The organism is Nocardioides sp., from assembly GCF_016462705.1.
Classification (GTDB): Bacteria; Actinomycetota; Actinomycetes; order Propionibacteriales; family Nocardioidaceae; genus Nocardioides.
Genome location: NZ_JAEMSS010000013.1, coordinates 24256 through 40295 on the forward strand (window position 1 = coordinate 24256; position 16040 = coordinate 40295).

General features: G+C 72.3%; 18 protein-coding genes. 5 read left to right on the plus strand and 13 right to left on the minus strand.

Annotation, left to right across the window (positions count from 1 at the left end; all coding sequences use genetic code 11):
• Positions 1 to 30 precede the first annotated feature (30 nt).
• From JHD21_RS03060 to JHD21_RS03075, 4 genes are read right to left on the minus strand one after another with little or no spacing between them, the layout of a single operon-like run.
• Entirely contained in the window at positions 31 to 588 is a 558-nt protein-coding gene (locus JHD21_RS03060) for a Trp biosynthesis-associated membrane protein (protein WP_292671538.1), read from the minus strand.
• Positions 581 to 934 carry a phosphoribosyl-AMP cyclohydrolase gene (gene hisI, locus JHD21_RS03065; RefSeq protein WP_292671540.1) on the minus strand — a complete coding sequence of 118 codons (354 nt, stop codon included), beginning with the start codon at positions 932 to 934 and terminating at the stop codon, positions 581 to 583. The genes JHD21_RS03060 and hisI overlap by 8 nt, the downstream gene beginning before the upstream one ends.
• A gap of 23 nt (positions 935 to 957) precedes the next feature.
• Positions 958 to 2808, minus strand: a complete 1851-nt coding sequence (locus JHD21_RS03070; protein ID WP_292671541.1) for an ABC transporter ATP-binding protein — start codon at positions 2806 to 2808, stop codon at positions 958 to 960.
• Positions 2805 to 4667: an ABC transporter ATP-binding protein gene (locus tag JHD21_RS03075; protein ID WP_292671542.1), complete on the minus strand. Its 1863-nt coding sequence runs from the start codon at positions 4665 to 4667 to the stop codon at positions 2805 to 2807. Before JHD21_RS03075 ends, JHD21_RS03070 begins: the two co-directional genes overlap by 4 nt.
• 114 nt (positions 4668 to 4781) lie before the next feature.
• Between JHD21_RS03075 and JHD21_RS03080 the strand changes: the two genes are divergently transcribed.
• From JHD21_RS03080 to JHD21_RS03090, 3 genes are all read left to right on the plus strand, one after another.
• Entirely contained in the window at positions 4782 to 5426 is a 645-nt protein-coding gene (locus JHD21_RS03080; RefSeq protein WP_292671544.1) for a TIGR03085 family metal-binding protein, read from the plus strand.
• 16 nt (positions 5427 to 5442) lie between these two features.
• Positions 5443 to 5691 (plus strand): hypothetical protein, encoded by a 249-nt coding sequence (locus JHD21_RS03085; protein WP_292671545.1) that lies wholly within the window; start codon positions 5443 to 5445, stop codon positions 5689 to 5691.
• A gap of 227 nt (positions 5692 to 5918) precedes the next feature.
• A complete protein-coding gene (locus JHD21_RS03090) occupies positions 5919 to 6893 on the plus strand; it encodes a hypothetical protein (RefSeq protein WP_292671546.1) in 975 nt (324 codons plus the stop codon).
• Between the two features lie 172 nt (positions 6894 to 7065).
• Here JHD21_RS03090 and hisF read toward each other — a convergent pair whose 3' ends face one another.
• The 8 genes from hisF to hisD are packed head-to-tail and all read right to left on the minus strand — an operon-like array spanning position 7066 to position 13061.
• Positions 7066 to 7827 (minus strand): imidazole glycerol phosphate synthase subunit HisF, encoded by a 762-nt coding sequence (hisF, locus tag JHD21_RS03095; protein WP_292671547.1) that lies wholly within the window; start codon positions 7825 to 7827, stop codon positions 7066 to 7068.
• Entirely contained in the window at positions 7824 to 8276 is a 453-nt protein-coding gene (locus JHD21_RS03100; RefSeq protein WP_292671549.1) for an NUDIX domain-containing protein, read from the minus strand. The genes hisF and JHD21_RS03100 overlap by 4 nt, the downstream gene beginning before the upstream one ends.
• On the minus strand, positions 8273 to 9007 hold the full coding sequence (gene priA / locus JHD21_RS03105; RefSeq protein WP_292671551.1) for a bifunctional 1-(5-phosphoribosyl)-5-((5-phosphoribosylamino)methylideneamino)imidazole-4-carboxamide isomerase/phosphoribosylanthranilate isomerase PriA: 735 nt from the start codon (positions 9005 to 9007) through the stop codon (positions 8273 to 8275). Before priA ends, JHD21_RS03100 begins: the two co-directional genes overlap by 4 nt.
• Positions 9008 to 9014: 7 nt before the next feature.
• Positions 9015 to 9344 carry a hypothetical protein gene (locus JHD21_RS03110; RefSeq protein ID WP_292671553.1) on the minus strand — a complete coding sequence of 110 codons (330 nt, stop codon included), beginning with the start codon at positions 9342 to 9344 and terminating at the stop codon, positions 9015 to 9017.
• Between the two features lie 7 nt (positions 9345 to 9351).
• Complete coding sequence (gene hisH, locus JHD21_RS03115; RefSeq protein ID WP_292671565.1) at positions 9352 to 9999, minus strand: imidazole glycerol phosphate synthase subunit HisH; 648 nt, start codon at positions 9997 to 9999, stop codon at positions 9352 to 9354.
• Positions 9996 to 10616, minus strand: a complete 621-nt coding sequence (gene hisB, locus JHD21_RS03120; protein WP_292671555.1) for an imidazoleglycerol-phosphate dehydratase HisB — start codon at positions 10614 to 10616, stop codon at positions 9996 to 9998. Before hisB ends, hisH begins: the two co-directional genes overlap by 4 nt.
• Positions 10613 to 11764, minus strand: a complete 1152-nt coding sequence (locus JHD21_RS03125) for a histidinol-phosphate transaminase (RefSeq protein ID WP_292671556.1) — start codon at positions 11762 to 11764, stop codon at positions 10613 to 10615. The genes hisB and JHD21_RS03125 overlap by 4 nt, the downstream gene beginning before the upstream one ends.
• A complete protein-coding gene (hisD, locus tag JHD21_RS03130; RefSeq protein WP_292671558.1) occupies positions 11757 to 13061 on the minus strand; it encodes a histidinol dehydrogenase in 1305 nt (434 codons plus the stop codon). The genes JHD21_RS03125 and hisD overlap by 8 nt, the downstream gene beginning before the upstream one ends.
• Before the next feature lie 76 nt (positions 13062 to 13137).
• Here hisD and JHD21_RS03135 point away from each other — a divergent pair, with 76 nt between their 5' ends.
• Entirely contained in the window at positions 13138 to 13803 is a 666-nt protein-coding gene (locus tag JHD21_RS03135) for an LON peptidase substrate-binding domain-containing protein (protein ID WP_292671560.1), read from the plus strand.
• Between the two features lie 9 nt (positions 13804 to 13812).
• Complete coding sequence (gene ybaK, locus JHD21_RS03140; RefSeq protein WP_292671562.1) at positions 13813 to 14301, plus strand: Cys-tRNA(Pro) deacylase; 489 nt, start codon at positions 13813 to 13815, stop codon at positions 14299 to 14301.
• On the opposite strand, the gene JHD21_RS03145 is transcribed toward ybaK, so the two are convergent.
• Positions 14288 to 16040, minus strand: a 1753-nt coding sequence (locus tag JHD21_RS03145; protein WP_292671563.1) for a DUF3352 domain-containing protein, incomplete at its 5' end; no start/stop codon positions are given. The genes ybaK and JHD21_RS03145 overlap by 14 nt on opposite strands.

A 16040-nucleotide genomic window follows, 5' to 3' on the forward strand; every position in this document is an offset into this window, starting at 1 on the left:
GCCCGAGTCTAGTGGCCACCACCGGTGGGGCTAGGACGTCGGGTCGTGCCCCGCGTCGATCGCCTTCCAGAGATCCTCGGGAGGGCTGTCGGTGGGCGTGTCGTAGCGGCGCCCCATCTCCGGCCAGTCCGGGACCCGGCGCACGGCGAGGACCCAGGCGGCCAGGCCGAGCAGGGCGGCGACCGCCCCGACCCAGAACCAGCCGGTGCTGTGGACCGGCACCGGCTCGAGGCCCAGCTCCTCGATGGTGTCCCGCACGTTGTCGGGCAGGGTGAACCACGAGACGACCACGGTGACCAGCCCACCGGCGGCGGCCAGGAGGCCGAGCAGGGCCACCGCCCGGCGTACCCGGCCCCGGGTCACCAGCAGCACCCCCCAGCTCGCCAGCCCGACCAGCGCCAGGGCGTTCGCCGAGGATGCGGTCCCGGCGTCGGCCCACGACAGGCCCACGCAGGGTGCCTCGCACTCGACCGCTCCGCGGCCGGTGAACCACGGCTCGGCGCCTGCCATGGCGAGGGCGACTCCCGCGACGACCCCCACCAGGACGGTCGGGCCGAAGGTCCGGCGCGCCGCGCTCCGGTCAGTCACCGGCGGCGCCGAGCAGCCGGTCCGCGTCGAAGCACGTGCGGTCGCCCGTGTGGCAGGCACCGCCCTCCTGGTCCACCTTGACCAGCAGCGTGTCGCCGTCGCAGTCCAGCCGGACCTCCTTGACCCACTGGACGTTGCCCGAAGTCTCCCCCTTGAGCCAGTAGGCCTGGCGCGAGCGGCTCCAGTAGGTCGCCCGGCCGCTGGTCAGGGTGCGGGCGAGCGCCTCGTCGTCCATCCAGCCGAGCATCAGCACCTCGCCCGTGTCGTGCTGCTGCACCACGGCGGGCACCAGCCCGTCGGCGGTGCGTTTGAGCCGCGCGGCGATGGCCGGGTCGAGGACGGTCACCCGGCCATTGTCCCCGGTCACCCTCAGGAGGCCTGCTGGGCCACCCAGGAGGCGTGCAGGCCGGCGTAGACCGAGCCCTCCTGGGCCACCAGCTCGGCGTGCGGGCCGCGCTGGACGATGCGGCCGCGGTCGACCACCACCACCTCGTCGGCCGACTCGGCCGTGGACATCCGGTGGGCGATGGTGACGGACGTGCGCCCGCTCATCAGCCGCTCGAGCGCCCGGCCGATCCGCATCTCGAGCGCGGGGTCGACGGCGCTGGTGGCCTCGTCGAGCACCAGCAGGTCCGGGTCGGCGAGGTGTGCCCGGAGCAGCGCCACGAGCTGCCGCTCCCCCGCCGACAGCGACTCACCGCGCTGACCGACCTGCGTGTCCAGCCCCCGCGGCAGTCCGGCCAGCCAGTCGCCCAGGCCCAGCTCGTCGGCGCTGGCCCGGATGTCGGCCTCGGTGGCGTCGAGCCTGCCGTAGCGGACGTTGGCCGTGATCGTGTCGTCGAACAGGAACCCCTCCTGCGGCACGAGGACGACGCTGCGCCGCAGCGACTCCTGCCGGATCCGCCGTACGTCGATGCCGTCGAGCAGCACCGCGCCCTCGAGCGGGTCCATCAGCCGGGTCAGCAGCTTGGCGACCGTCGACTTGCCCGACCCGGTCTCGCCGACCACGGCGACCCGCCGGCCCGCGTCGATGTCGAGGTCGACGTCGCGGAGCACGAGGGGTCCGCCGGGGTAGGCGAACGAGACGCCCTCGAGGCGCACGTCGATCGGGCCGCGCGGCAGCAGCTCTCCGTCGGGACCCGGGTCGACCAGGTCGGCCGGGGTGTCGAGGATGCCGATCACCCGCCGCCAGCCGGCGATCGCGTTCTGCGCGTCGGTGAGGATCTGGGTGCCCATCTGCACCGGGCCGACGAACAGGGTGACCAGGAAGGCGAACGCCAGGACCTCGCCGGCCGTCATCTCCCCGCCCCACAGCCCGAACGCGGGGCCCAGCCAGATGCCGACGATGAGGACGCCGGCGTTGGCCAGGCCGGCCGAGATCCCGCCGAGCGAGAAGGAGATGACGGTGAAGCCCTGCGCCCGGGTGCTGGCCGCCTTGTACTCGTCGATCGCCTCGTCGATGCGGTCCTGGGTGCGCTTCTCCACGGCGTAGGAGCGGACGACCGCGGCACCCACGACGGGCTCGGAGATCGCGGCCAGCATCACGCCGACCTGGCGGCGGACGACCCCGTAGGCGTGGGACAGCTTGCGCTGGAAGTAGCGCAGGGACAGGAAGAGGGGTGCGAAGCAGACCCACACGACCACGGCGAGCTGCCAGCTGTAGAAGAGCATGACGACCGTGGCGATCAGGACCTGGCCGACGCTGATGATGAAGAACAGCCCGCCGAACACCAGGAACTGGCTCACCTGGTCGACGTCACTGGTGACCCGGGACACCAGCACCCCGCGGCGTTCGGTGTTCTGGGTGAGCAGCGGGAGGTCGTGGACGTGCCGGAAGGCCTTGATCCGCAGCGTCGCCAGGCCCCGCTCGGAGGTCGTGAACAGCCGCTTGGTCATCAGGTAGGCGGCGCCGCTCGTCACGAGGATCGCGGCCGCCGCCACGACGCCCATCAGGGTCGTGAACGCGACGTCGGGCCCGTTGGGTCCGTTGAGCCCGCGGTCGAGGGTCTGCTGGACCACGATCGGCACGACCACCTGACCGACGGAGGCGAGCAGCGCCAGCAGCAGGGTCCCCCGCAGCCCCTCCTTGAGCTCCGGGCTGACCTCGATCCCGCGCCGGATCGTCTCCATGGCGGCGATGTCGTCGCCGCTGTCCATGGCCGTGCCGTGACCCAGCTGCTCGTCCTCGGTCTCGACCTCCTCGACGGTGCGGGCGCTCATCCGTGCTCCTCCGCCGGCTCGAGGTGCTCGTAGGCGTTGACCAGGCGGGCGTAGGACGGGCTGCGGGCGAGCAGCTCCTCGTGCGTGCCGCGAGCCGCGATCCGGCCGTCCTCGAGGTGCACGACCTCGTCGGCCAGCGCGATGGTGGCCTTGCGGTAGGCGATGACGACCAGCGTCGCGTCGGTGCCCGAGCCACTGCTCGAGTCGGGGCCGGTGTCCCGCAGGGCAGCGAGGATCCGCTGCTCGACCTCCGGGTCCACCGCCGAGGTGGCGTCGTCGAGGATCAGGAGCCGCGGCCTGCGCACGAGCGCGCGGGCCAGCGAGATCCGCTGGCGCTGCCCGCCCGAGAGCGAGGTGCCGCGCTCGCCGAGCCGGGTGTCCAGCCCTCGGGGCAGCGCGGCCACGAACCCGTCGGCCTGGGCGGCGCGCAGCGCCGCCCAGACCTCCTCGTCCGGTACGTCGGCGCCGAGGGTGACGTTGCCGCGGACGTCATCGTCGAACAGGAACGCGGTCTGCGGCACCAGGGACGCGGTCGCCGGCAGCTCGCCGGGGGCGAGCTCGCGCAGGTCGACCCCGTCCAGCAGGATGCGGCCCCGGTCGGGATCGACCAGCCGCGCCAGTAGTGCGGTGAGGGTGCTCTTGCCGGACGCGGTGGCGCCCACGACGGCGAGCGAGCGCCCCGGAGCCACGTCGAACGAGAGGTCGGTGAGGAGGTCCTGGTCCGCGTCGTAGGCGTAGCCGAGGTGCTGCACCTCCAGCCGGGCGCCCCGGGGGCCGGCGGGGATGGCGCGGTCGCCGTAGGGCATCTGCCCGGTGGCCGCGAGCACCCGTGAGACCCGGCCGTAGCCGACCACGCTGCGCGGGAACTCGCCGAGCAGCCAGCCGATCGAGCGGATCGGGAAGGACACGATCGTCAGCAGGTAGGCGACGGTCACGACGTCGCCCGGGTCGGTGTTGCCGTCCATGACCCGGCTGACGCCCACCGCGAGCACGATGAGCACCCCCAGGTTGGGCAGCGCGGCGAGTGTCGGGTCGAACGCCGCCCGGATGGCGCCCGCCCGGATGTTGACGTCGCGCAGCTCGCGCGACTTCGCCGCGAACCGCTCGGTCTCCTCGCCCTCGCGACCGAGGGTCTTGACGACCATCGCGCCGTCGAAGGACTCGTGCGCGATCTCGCTGACCTCGGCGCGCAGCTCCTGCGCCTTCGTCATGAGCGGCGACGCGAGCCGCTGGTAGGCCAGGTTGGCGAGCACGACGGCCGGGAAGACCAGCAGCCCCACGAGCGCCAGGACCGTGTCGGCGAGGAACATCTGCACGATCGCGATGGCCATCATGGCGACGGTGCCCACGGCCATCGGGAGGGGCGCGATGGGACCCCACGCGGCCTCGACGTCGGAGTTGGCGTTGGACAGCAGCTCGCCGGTCGGGTGGCGCTGGTGCCACTCCATGGGCAGGGAGAGGTACTGCCTGGTGACGGCCCGGCGGCTGTGCGCCTGCATCCGGTACTGCATGATCCCGGCCCCGAGGCGGCGCGCGACGATGCCGACCGCGCGGAGGATCGCGACGCCGACGAACAGGGCCAGGATCGCCCAGAGCATGGACGCGTCGACCTCGCCGGTCTCGAATGCGGGCAGGACGACGTGGTCGGTCGACCAGCCCAGCACCCACGCGTCGGCGACGGTGAGGGCCCCGAACAGCAGGCTGCCCAGCGTCGAGAGGGCGAAGATCCACGGCTCACGCTTGATCGCGACCCAGATGACCGCGAACCCGTCGCGGGTGGTCGCCGCCCGGGTCGTCGGGACGGCGGGGTCGTCGCTGGTCTGCTCGGGGCCGGCGCTCACCGCTTCCGCCTGGCTCACCCGACCCCACCCTCGTCCGTCACGTCCATGACCCAACCTCTCCGCCGGGGCAGGCTATTCCCGCACTCCGACACCCGGCGAATCGTTTGCCCCGGCCCCGCTAGCGTCACCCAGGTGACCGCGTCCTCCGCCTCGCTGGCCCGTCGGGAACGTCAGGCTCTCTGCGACCTCGCCCAGACCCTCGACCCGGCGGCTCCCACCCTGTGCGGCGACTGGGACCTGTCCGCGCTCCTCGCCCACCTTGTCGTCCGGGAGCGCCGTCCGCTCAGTGCCGCCGGGATCATGATCCCGAGGCTGGCCGGGATCACCGAGCGCGCGATGGCCCGCGAGTCGGCCAAGGGCCTCCCGGCGCTGGTCGCGACCCTGCGCAAGCCGCCGCTGACGCCGTACTCCCTCCCCGTCGTGGAGCGCTTCACCCAGACGCTGGAGTACTTCGTCCACCACGAGGACATCCGCCGCGCCCGGCCCGGCTGGGAGCCGCGCCAGCTCCCGCCGGCGGACGTCGACGAGCTGTGGGACCTGCTCAGCCGGTCCGGGTCCTTCCTGGGCCGCGGCCTGCCCGTGCCGGTCCGGCTGGCACGCGCCGACCGCCCCGGCACCAGTGCGGCGTTCCGGAAGGGCGCCGACCCGGTCGTGGTGACCGGACCCGTCGGCGAGCTCGTGATGTGGGCGTTCGGCCGCGCGGCGGTCCGGGACGTGACCTTCGACGGGCCGCCCGACGCGGTCGCCGAGCTGAAGGCTTCCGACCACCGGGTCTGATCGCTACCGTCGCCCCATGGCGGACGAGTCCACCTGCCGGTGGTGTGACCAGGGTCAGGTCTTCGGGCCGGTCCACCTCTACACCGTGGTCACCGGGTCGGCGAGCGGCGAGGTCTACGCCGCGACCGTCCCGCAGACCGGCATGATCCGGCAGCAGACGTCCGTGCCGATCGCCGTCTGGGTCTGCCGCTCCTGCGGGCACCTCGAGCAGTTCGCCACCCAGCCCGAGGTGCTGTTCGAACGGTTCCAGGCCGGCGAACGCTGACCGCCCCCACCCGACCCGCGAGTCGGCGCTACTGACGCTCAGTAACGACGACTCGGCCGCCAGACAGTGCCCACCCGACCCGCGAGTCGGCGCTACTGACGTTCAGTAACGACGACTCGGCCGCCGACCGGGCCGCCTGCGGTCCACAAAGACCGACAGACCTCGACCGTCCACAGGCGGTTGTCATGGCCGAGACACCGATGATCTGCGGGCCTGCCAATGGAGCCATGAGCGCACCCGACACTGAGGCCAGCCCCACGCTGGACGCGTCGAGCAACCTGCCGATGGACGTCCCGTTCACGGCTGCGGTGGCGCGACGGGAAGGTGTCTCGCGCACCAGGCTCGCGCTGCTGTGCCGGCTCGGACTGCTGCGGCAGCCCATCCGCCGTGTGTACCTCGCGACGCAGGTTCCCGACTCTCTTCTCGTACGAGCACAGTGCATGGCCCTGGTCATGCCCGACGACTGCGTCATCGTCGACCGACACGCGGGGTGGCTGCACGGCGCCGAGATGACCCTCGCCCCCGGCGAGCACCTCAACGTGCTGCCGCTGCAGCTGTTCAGGCCGTCGGGTCACGGACGCCTGCGCAACGACCTGACCGTCAGCGGCGAACGCAATCTGGTCCCGTCGGACGTCACCGAGGTGTTCGGCCTGCCCGTCTCGACGATCGTGCGCACCGCGTGGGACCTGGGACGGGTCCGCTCTCGGCAGCGGAGCATCGCCGGGATCGACCAGATGATGCGCCTGGAGGGATTCCCCCGAGATGAGTTCCTCGCAGGCATCGAGCGGTTCCGCGGCCAGCGCTGGGTCACGAACCTGCGCACCTTCGGTCCTCTGGCGACAGGCAAGGCCGAGTCGCCGGGCGAGTCAGCTCTGCTCCTCGGTTGGCACGACGCAGGACTCCCCGAGCCGACGCCGCAGGTCGAGTTCTGGGAGGAGGGCCGACTCATCGCTCGGTGCGACGTGGGGAACGAGGAGCTCGGCTACATGACCGAGTACCTCGGGTTCGAGTGGCACTCGTCGGACGCCCAGCTCAGCAGTGACGCGTCGCGCCGCGCGTACGTCGAGGGCCGCGGGAACGTGGTCGACGAGTTCACCAAGGACGACGTGTTCGGCCAGCGTCGCAACCTCGAGAGCCTGCTGGTCAAGGGATCGAGGCTGGCCAGCATCGAGCGGGAACGTCGGCGGATCCTGCTCCTCTAGGCCGAGTCGGCGCTACTGACGTCCAGCAACGACGACTCGCCCAGCCCCACGACCCGATCCCCTCACGAGTCGGCGCTACTGACGTCCAGTAGCGACGACTCGCCCAGCCCCACGACCCGATCCCCCCACGAGTCGGCGCTACTGACGCTCAGTAGCGCCGACTGGGCGACGGTCAGCGGACGGGGTGGCCGGCGTCGGCGAGCGCCTGCTTGACCTCGCCGATCCGCAGCGTGCCGAAGTGGAAGACCGTCGCGGCCAGGACCGCGTCCGCGCCGGCGTGGACGGCCGGGGCGAAGTGCTCGACCCGGCCCGCGCCCCCGGACGCGATGACCGGGATCGTGACCTCGCGGCGCACGGCGGCGATCAGGTCGAGGTCGAAGCCGTCCTGCGTGCCGTCGGCGTCCATCGCGTTGAGCAGGATCTCGCCGGCCCCGAGCCCGGTCGCGCGGGCCGCCCACTCGATGGCGTCGAGACCCGACGACTTCCGGCCGCCGTGGGTGGTGACCTCGAAGCCCGAGTCCGTCCCGGGAGCCCGGCGCGCGTCGACGGACAGCACCAGAACCTGGTTGCCGAACCGGTCCGCGATCTCCGCGACCAGCTCGGGCCGGTGGATGGCCGCGGTGTTGACCGCGACCTTGTCCGCCCCGGCGCGGAGCAGCCGGTCGACATCGTCGACCGAGGACACTCCCCCGCCCACGGTCAGCGGGATGAAGACCTGCTCGGCGCAGCGCGAGACCACCTCCATCGTCGTCGCCCGGCCCTCGTGCGAGGCCGAGATGTCGAGGAAGGTCAGCTCGTCGGCGCCCTCGGCGTCGTAGGTACGGGCCAGCTCGACCGGGTCGCCGGCATCGCGGAGCTCCTTGAAGTTGATGCCCTTGACCACCCGGCCGCCGTCGACGTCGAGGCACGGGATGACGCGGACCGCCAGGCTCATGGCCGTGCCTCCTGCGCCCGGCGGGCCGCGAGCGCGACGTCGACGACCTCGGTGCGGGGCTCGTCGGCGAGCTGCGCGAGAGGCACCCACGAGGCGCGGTCGGTCGATCCGCCGACCTCGGTCGTGCCCAGCTCGCCCCCCGTGATCGTCGCCTCGAACACGAACCGCTGAGACCGGAACCAGCCCTCGAAGGTCCGGCCCCGACCGGTGGAGAAGTGCTCGGCGAGCAGCGCACCCGGCTCGACGTGGTAGCCGGTCTCCTCGAACACCTCGCGCACCAGACCGTCGCGGACCGACTCGTCGAAGTCGATCCCGCCCCCGGGCAGTGACCACTGCGGGTCGCTGTGGCCCTCGCCGTTCCACCACGCGAGGAGCACCCGCTCCTGCTCGTCGACGAGCAGGGCGTAGGCCGCCAGGCGGGTGTGGTAGTCGGTGAACTCCACGGTCACCCGCCGCCCTTGGTCAGGGCGAGCGCGTCCTCGAGGGTGAACCGGCCCTCGTACAGCGCGGTCCCCGCGATGGCACCCTCGACACCGACCGGCACGAGCTCCATCAGCGCGCGGATGTCGTCGAGGGTGGTGACTCCGCCCGACGCCACCACGGGCCGGTCGGTGGCTTCGCAGACCTCCCGCAGGAGCTGCAGGTTGGGGCCCTGGAGCATGCCGTCCTTGTTGACGTCGGTGACGACGTAGCGCGCGCACCCCTCGGAGTCGAGCCGACCCAGCACCTCGTAGAGGTCGCCACCGTCGCGGGTCCAGCCCCGGGCCGCCAGCGTGCGGCCGCGCACGTCGAGACCCACCGCCACCCGGTCGCCGTACGTCGCGATGGCCCGCGCGCACCACTCGGGGTGCTCCAGCGCGGCGGTGCCGATGTTGACCCGCCGGCACCCGGTGGTCATCGCGGCCTCGAGCGACTCGTCGTCGCGGATCCCACCGCTCATCTCGACCTGGATGTCCAGCTCGCCGACGATCCGGGCCTGGAGCTCGCGGTTGTGGCCACGCCCGAACGCCGCGTCGAGGTCGACGAGGTGGATCCACTCCGCGCCGGCGTCCTGCCAGCGCAGGGCCGCCTCGACCGGGTCGCCGAAGCGCTTCTCGGAGCCGGCGACCCCTTGGACGAGCTGGACCGCCTGGCCGTCGGCGATGTCCACGGCGGGCAGCAGCTCGAGGTAGGTGCTCACTGTCGGTCTAGCTCCTTCGGAACATCATCAGGTGGAGGATCGGCGCCCCCAGGATGCTGGCGACGACCAGCAGCGCGGTCAGCGCCCAGTCGCCGGCCACGGCGAAGACGAGGAGGTTGAGCACCACCAGGACGGCGCCCGTCGCGAACACCTCGCGGCGTCGCTTCTCGGCGAGCAGCCCGGTCTGCCGGGAGTGAGCGGCAGGCAGGTGCCTGGCGACCGCCTGTTTGCGGGCCTCCCGCTTGGCCTGCCTCGCGGCGGCCACCTCGCGCTGGGCAGCGGCGACCGCGGCCTGCCGCTGGCGCTCCTCGCGGCGCCGCGCGCGCTCCTTGCTCATCGCCGGCTCACAGCGTCTCCACCCAGTTGCGGAGCAGGCGGGACCCCGCGTCACCGGACTTCTCGGGGTGGAACTGCGTGGCCCAGAGTGGGCCGTTCTCGACGGCGGCCACGAACCGGTCACCTCCGTGCTCGGCCCACGTCACCAGCGGAGCCTTGGTGCGGTCGTTGGTCTCCAGCGTCCAGTCGCGGACACCGTAGGAGTGCACGAAGTAGAAGCGCTCGCCCTCGACGCCGGCGAACAGCTGCGACCCCTCGGGCGGTACGACGGTGTTCCAGCCCATGTGCGGCACGATCGGCGCCTGCAGGCGCTCGACCACTCCGGGCCACTCGTCGCAGCCCTCGGTCTCCACGCCGTGCTCGACGCCGCGCTCGAACAGGATCTGCATGCCCACGCAGATGCCCAGCACCGGGCGACCGCCCGCGAGCCGGCGTCCGATGATCCGCTCACCCTTGATCTCGCGCAGCCCCCGCATGCACGCGGCGAACGCCCCGACCCCAGGCACCACCAGCCCGTCGGCAGCCAGCGCCGTGTCGAAGTCACCCGTCAACGTCACCGTCGCCCCTGCGCGCTCGACCGCCCGGACCGCGGAACGGAGGTTGCCCGAGCCGTAGTCGAGGACGACGACGTCAGGGCGACGGGGCTGTGGGCTCAGAGCGCACCCTTGGTGCTGGGAACGCCCGTCTCGCGTGGGTCGACCGCGACCGCGTCGCGGAACGCCCGGGCGAACGCCTTGAACTGCGTCTCCACGATGTGGTGCGGCTCGCGGCCCGACAGCACCCGGACGTGCAGAGCGATGTGCGCGTGGAACGCGATGGTCTCGAAGACGTGGCGGGTCAGTGAGCCGAGGTACGCCGGCGCGTGACCGCTGCCGCCACCCAGCGCGACGTACTGCTGCCCCTCGGGCTCACCGGTGTGCACGCAGTAGGGACGACCGGAGACGTCCACGACGGCCTGCACGAGCGTCTCGTCCAGAGGGACGGTGGCGTCGCCGAACCGGCGGATGCCCTGCTTGCTCCCCAGTGCCTCGCGGAGCGCCTGGCCGAGCACGATCGCGGTGTCCTCGACGGTGTGGTGGGCGTCGATGTGGGTGTCACCGGCGGTCTGGACGGTGAGGTCGACCAGCGAGTGGCGGGCGAACGCCGTGAGCATGTGGTCGTAGAACCCGACACCCGTCGAGATGTCGTGGCGTCCGGTGCCGTCGAGGTCGACCTCGACGAGGACCTTGGACTCGCTCGTCTCGCGCTCCACCCGCGCCGTACGTGCACTCATGCCCTGCTCACTTCCGTCTCTGCTCCGATCACAGGAGTCACACCAGTGTCTCCCGTTTCGAGCACCTCGACCAGCGCTCGCTTGAAGATGGTCATCTCCGCGCCGGTGCCGATCGACACCCGCAGCCACCCGTCCGGGCCCACCTCACGGATGAGTACGCCCCGGTCGAGCAGCCCCTGCCAGACAGCACGACGATCCCGGAACCTGCCGAACAACGCGAAATTGGCGTCGCTGTCCGCGACCTGGAGGCCCTGGCCGCGCAGCCACTCGACCGTGGCGTCCCGCTCCGCGCGGAGCTCGTCGACCCGGGCGAGCAGCTCCGGGGCGTGCCGCAGGGCGGCCAGCGCGACCGCCTGGGTGACCGCCGACAGGTGGTACGGCAGCCGCACGACCCGGATCGCGTCGCAGATCGCCGGGTCCGCCGCCAGGTAGCCGAGCCGGCCGCCGGCCAGGGCGAACGCCTTGCTCATCGTCCGGGTGACCACCAGGTTGCGGTGCCGCGGCAGCAGCTCCAGTGCGCTCGGCGTCCCGGTCCTCCGGAACTCCCCGTAGGCCTCGTCGACCACGACCAGGCAGCCCTCGCCCGCCGCGTCGCACAGGGCGCCGACCGCGTCAGGCGGCAGCGCGGTGCCGGTCGGGTTGTTGGGGGACGGCAGCAGCACCACGCTCGGCCGCTGCTCCTCGACCAGCGCCCTGGCCCGGTCGAGGTCGAGGGTGAAGTCCTCGTCGCGCCGTCCCTCCACCCAGGAGGTCGAGGTGTCCCGCGCGTACTCCGGGTACATGGAGTACGTCGGCGCGAAGCTCAGCGCTGTGCGCCCCGGGCCGCCGAAGGCCTGCAGCAGCTGGAGCATGACCTCGTTGGAGCCGTTGGCCGCCCACACCTGCTCGGGCCCGATCCCCGCGGGCGTGTCCTTGCTCAGGTAGGCGGCGAGGGCGGACCGCAGCTCCACGAACTCCCGGTCCGGGTAGCGGTTCAGGCTCGACGCGACCCCCGCGACCGCGGCCGCGATCTCGGACACGACCATCGGCGACGGCCCGTAGGGGTTCTCGTTGACGTTGAGCTGGACGGGGACGTCCAGCTGCGGGGCGCCGTAGGGCTCCAGTCCCCGCAGCTCGTCGCGGAGCGGTGGGAAGGTGCCGTCACTCATCACGGGACTCGAGGCGCACGCCGACCGCGGCCCCGTGGCCGGGCAGGTCCTCCGCCACCGCCAGCGTGACGACGTGGTCGGCCACCTCGAGCAGCGCCTCGCGGGAGTAGTCCACGACGTGCACCGACTTGGTGAACGCACGCACCGACAGACCGGAGGAGTGACAGGCACAGCCGCCGGTGGGCAGGACGTGGTTGCTGCCGGCGCAGTAGTCGCCCAGCGACACCGGGGCGTGCGGGCCCACGAAGATCGCGCCGGCGTTGTTGACCCGGGCCGCGACCCCCGCCGCGTCGGCGGTGTGGATCTCGAGGTGCTCCGCGGCGTACGCGTCCACGACCGCCACCCCCTGGTCGAGGTCCTCGACGAGGACGATGCCGGACTGCTGACCGGACAGGGCGGTGCGGATCCGCTCGACGTGCTTGGTCACCGACACCTGCTTGTCCAGCTCGGCCTCGACCTCGTCCGCGAGGGCCTCCGAGGTCGTGACCAGCACCGCGGCGGCCAGCGGATCGTGCTCGGCCTGGCTGAGCAGGTCGGCGGCGACGTACGCCGGGTCGGCGGCCTCGTCGGCCAGGATCGCGATCTCGGTCGGCCCGGCCTCCGAGTCGATGCCGACCCGGCCCTTGAGCAGGCGCTTGGCGGTGACCACCCAGATGCTGCCCGGACCGGTCACCAGGTCGACGCGGGCGCAGGGGCCCACGCCGTAGGCGAACATCGCGATCGCCTGGGCGCCGCCGACGGCGTAGACCTCGTCCACGCCGAGCAGCTCGCAGGCCGCGAGGATGGTCGGGTGCGGCAGTCCGCCGTGGTCCTTCTGCGGGGTCGAGGAGAGCGCGATCGAGCGGACACCCGCGACCTGGGCCGGGACGACGTTCATCAGCACGCTGGAGACCAGGGGCGCGAGGCCACCGGGGACGTAGAGGCCCACCCGGTCGACCGGCACCTTGCGGTGGGTCACCGTGGCGCCCGGCCCGAGATCGGTCACGACGTCCTGCTCGACCTCCGCCTGGCACGTCGCCCGGAGCCGGCGCACCGACTCCTCGAGCCCGGCCCGGACCGCCGGGTCCAGCTCGGCCAGCGCCGTCGTGAGCGCCTCGCGCGGCACCCGGATGTCGCTCTGCTCGACGCCGTCGTGCTTGGCCGACAGCTCGACGACCGCCTCGAGGCCTCGGACCCGCACGTCCTCGCAGATCGCGTGGACCGCAGGGATGGCCGCCTCGACGTCGAAGTCGGCACGCGGCACGGCGTCGCGGTAGTCGACGCCGTGCACGCCACGCAGGTCGATGCGGCGGATCATGTCGTCGATTCTAGGAAGGGTCGACGACTCGCCCCGCATCCGCGACGTCCCGTGGACTGCGGAGTACGTTGGCCGAGTGAGCACCTCCCTGCCCATGTTCCCGCTCAACGCGGTGATCTTCCCCGGGGTGCGCGTGCCACTGACCGTCTTCGAAGACCGCTACCGGGCGCTGGTCCACCACCTGCTGCGGGTCGAGGACCCGACCCAGCGGGTGTTCGGCTCGGTCGGGATCCGCGAGGGCTACGAGGTGGGCGAGCACGGCGCCCAGTCCCTGTTCCGGGTCGGCTGCCGGGTCCAGCTGACCGAGGTCGAGTCCCACCCGGACGGCACGTTCTCCATCGAGGCGGTCGGGCTGGACCGGATCCAGCTCGAACGGCTCGACACGACGGGTACCTTCCCGGTCGGCCACGTCGTGGACCGGCCCGAGCCCGAGGCCCCCGTCTCGGAGGAGCTGCTCGAGCGGGCCCGGTCGACCTTCACGGCCTACCGCGCCGCCCTGGCCGAGATCCGGGTCGACCCCTACGAGGGAGACCTGCCACAGGACCCGTCCTACCTGTCCTGGACGCTGGCGGCCTGCGCACCGCTCCCGCTGCACGAGCGCCAGGGGCTCCTCGAGGCCGAGGACGCCGGCGAGCGGCTGCAGATGGTGACCGACCTGCTGCGCGCCGAGCTCCGGGCGATGAACGTCATCCCGTCGCTGCCGGCCACCGAGGTGGCCCGCACCCGCTGGTCTCCCAACTGACCTGCCGCAGTGGCGAAGAAGCAGTCCGGCGGCACGCCCGCGACGGTGGCGCTGGCTCGTGCGGGCGTCCCCTTCCGGCTGGCGGCCTACGACCACGACCCGCGGGCGGCGTCCTTCGGCCTGGAGGCCGCGGAGGCCCTCGGCGTCGACCCGGCGGTCGTCCTCAAGACCCTCCTGGCCAGCGTGGACGGACGTCTCGCCGTCGGCATCGTTCCCGTTCAGGCGCACCTCGACCTCAAGGCGCTGGCCCGGGCGCTCGACGGGAGTCGGGCGGTCATGGCCGACGTGGCGGACGCGGAACGGGCCACCGGCTACGTGGCCGGCGGCATCTCGCCGTTCGGCCAGAAGCGCGCGCACCCCACCGTGGTCGACGAGTCGGCGCTGGCCCACACGACTGTGTACGTCTCCGCGGGCAAGCGCGGCCTCGACGTGGCGGTCGCGCCGGCCGACCTGGTGTCGGTGACCGGCGCGACCACGGCGGCGATCAGTCGGTGGTGAGCCGCATGATCGAGTGCGCGACGCCGTCGTCGACGTAGCCCGACACCCCGAAGCCCGAGATCGGCTTGACGTTGTCGACCAGCTCCTGGTCGAACTCGCCCATGCTCTCCTCGACGAGGTCCTCGAGCTCGTTGACGTTGACGAACAGCACGACGGAGGCGTCGTCGACCTCGCGGACCACGTCCTTGAAGACGTCGTTGTCGCCGAGCCCGCCGTCGTCGAGCATCTGCTTGCGGAAGGCCTCGTTGGGCCCGATCACGATGGTGTCGCCCTCGGCATCGGTGTCGAAGACCAGCGTCTCCTCGTCCGGGAACTGGGCGCGCAGCTTCTCCAGCACGGCCTCGATCTCCTCGGGATCGCCGTCGACCTTGAGCGCGACGGGCACGTCCGAGCCGTCGGAGGACTCGAAGAGCGCCTCCGGGTCGAAGTCCGTGCCCAGGGCCAGTGCGGCCGAGTCACCGAACAGCGTCTCGATGTCGTCCGGGATCGTCAGCCCGGTCTGGGTCTCGAGCTCGTCCACCATGTCGTCGAGAGTGAGGTCCTCGCCGAGGCCGGCGACGTACGGCTGGTACATCTCGAGGAGGTCGGCGAACCAGCCCTCGCTGAAGCCCACGCCGATCGCGGCCGCCGTGTCCTCGGGCAGGCTCGTGATGGTGTCGCCGCCGGCGTCGCTGGCGAGCAGGTTGCTGCCGGCCACGTCGCCGTCACTGGCGAACTCCATCTCGATGGAGCCGTCGTCGAACCGCAGGACACCGGCCATGCCCTTGAAGTCCTCGAGCGTCTGCTTGAGCTCGTCGCTGACCATCGACTGGCTGCTGTCGACCTCGCCCTCGTAGCCGCCCTCGCTGTCGCACGAGTCGACGCCACCGGCGTCGTCGTCGCCCGGCAGCGTCTCCTCGCCCGGCGGCAGGACCGGCTCGGCGATCGCACAGTCGACGTCGCTCACGCCCAGGGCACCGAACGGGAACCCGAACAGGTCGTCGGCGTGCTCGGCCAGGTAGTCGCCGAGCGCGGGGGCGGCGTACATGGTGAGCACGCCGGAGTCGCCGGCCTCGCCGACCCACTTCTGGAAGTCCTCGTCGTCGGCGAGGGAGCCCTCGGCAGCGTCGTCGGTGACGGTCTCGGCGATCTTGTCGGTCTGGGCGATCACCGCCCAGTCGCCCTCGATGGACCAGCCGCCCTCGGCGTCGCCGCCCTCCCCCGCGGCACAGTCCTTGATCGCCTGCATGCCCTTGCCTGCGGCGTCGGCGTCCTTGACCTGCAGCACGAAGACCGGGTCGGGGGTCTCGCCGCCGGAGTCCACGGCGGCGACGGCGGCACGGTCACCCAGCCACGGCTCGACGTCGTCCTCGAAGTCGAGTCCGGCGCAGTCGAGCTCACCTTGGATCTCGTCGAAGATCGCCTTGCGGATGTCGTCGTCGGTGTCGATGCCGACCTCGTCCTCGAACGCCGGGAACTTGTTGAGCGTCCGCAGCGCCTCGATCTTCTGGCCACCGCTGGGGTCGAGGTCGACCGACAGGTAGGCGAGCGTGCTGGCCGGCAGCGCCTCGGCCGGCTGGGGGCCCGTCGCGAGGAAGGACACCGCTGCCCAGGCACCCACGCCGACGGCGGCGAGCCCGACGACGCCGCCACCGACGAGCAGGCCCTTGCGGAGCCCTCCTCGTCCACCCGGGTGTGGAGCCGGGTCGATCGGGCGGCCGCCGCCGCTGTCGAGGTACTCGGCGGACCCGGGGGGCGGC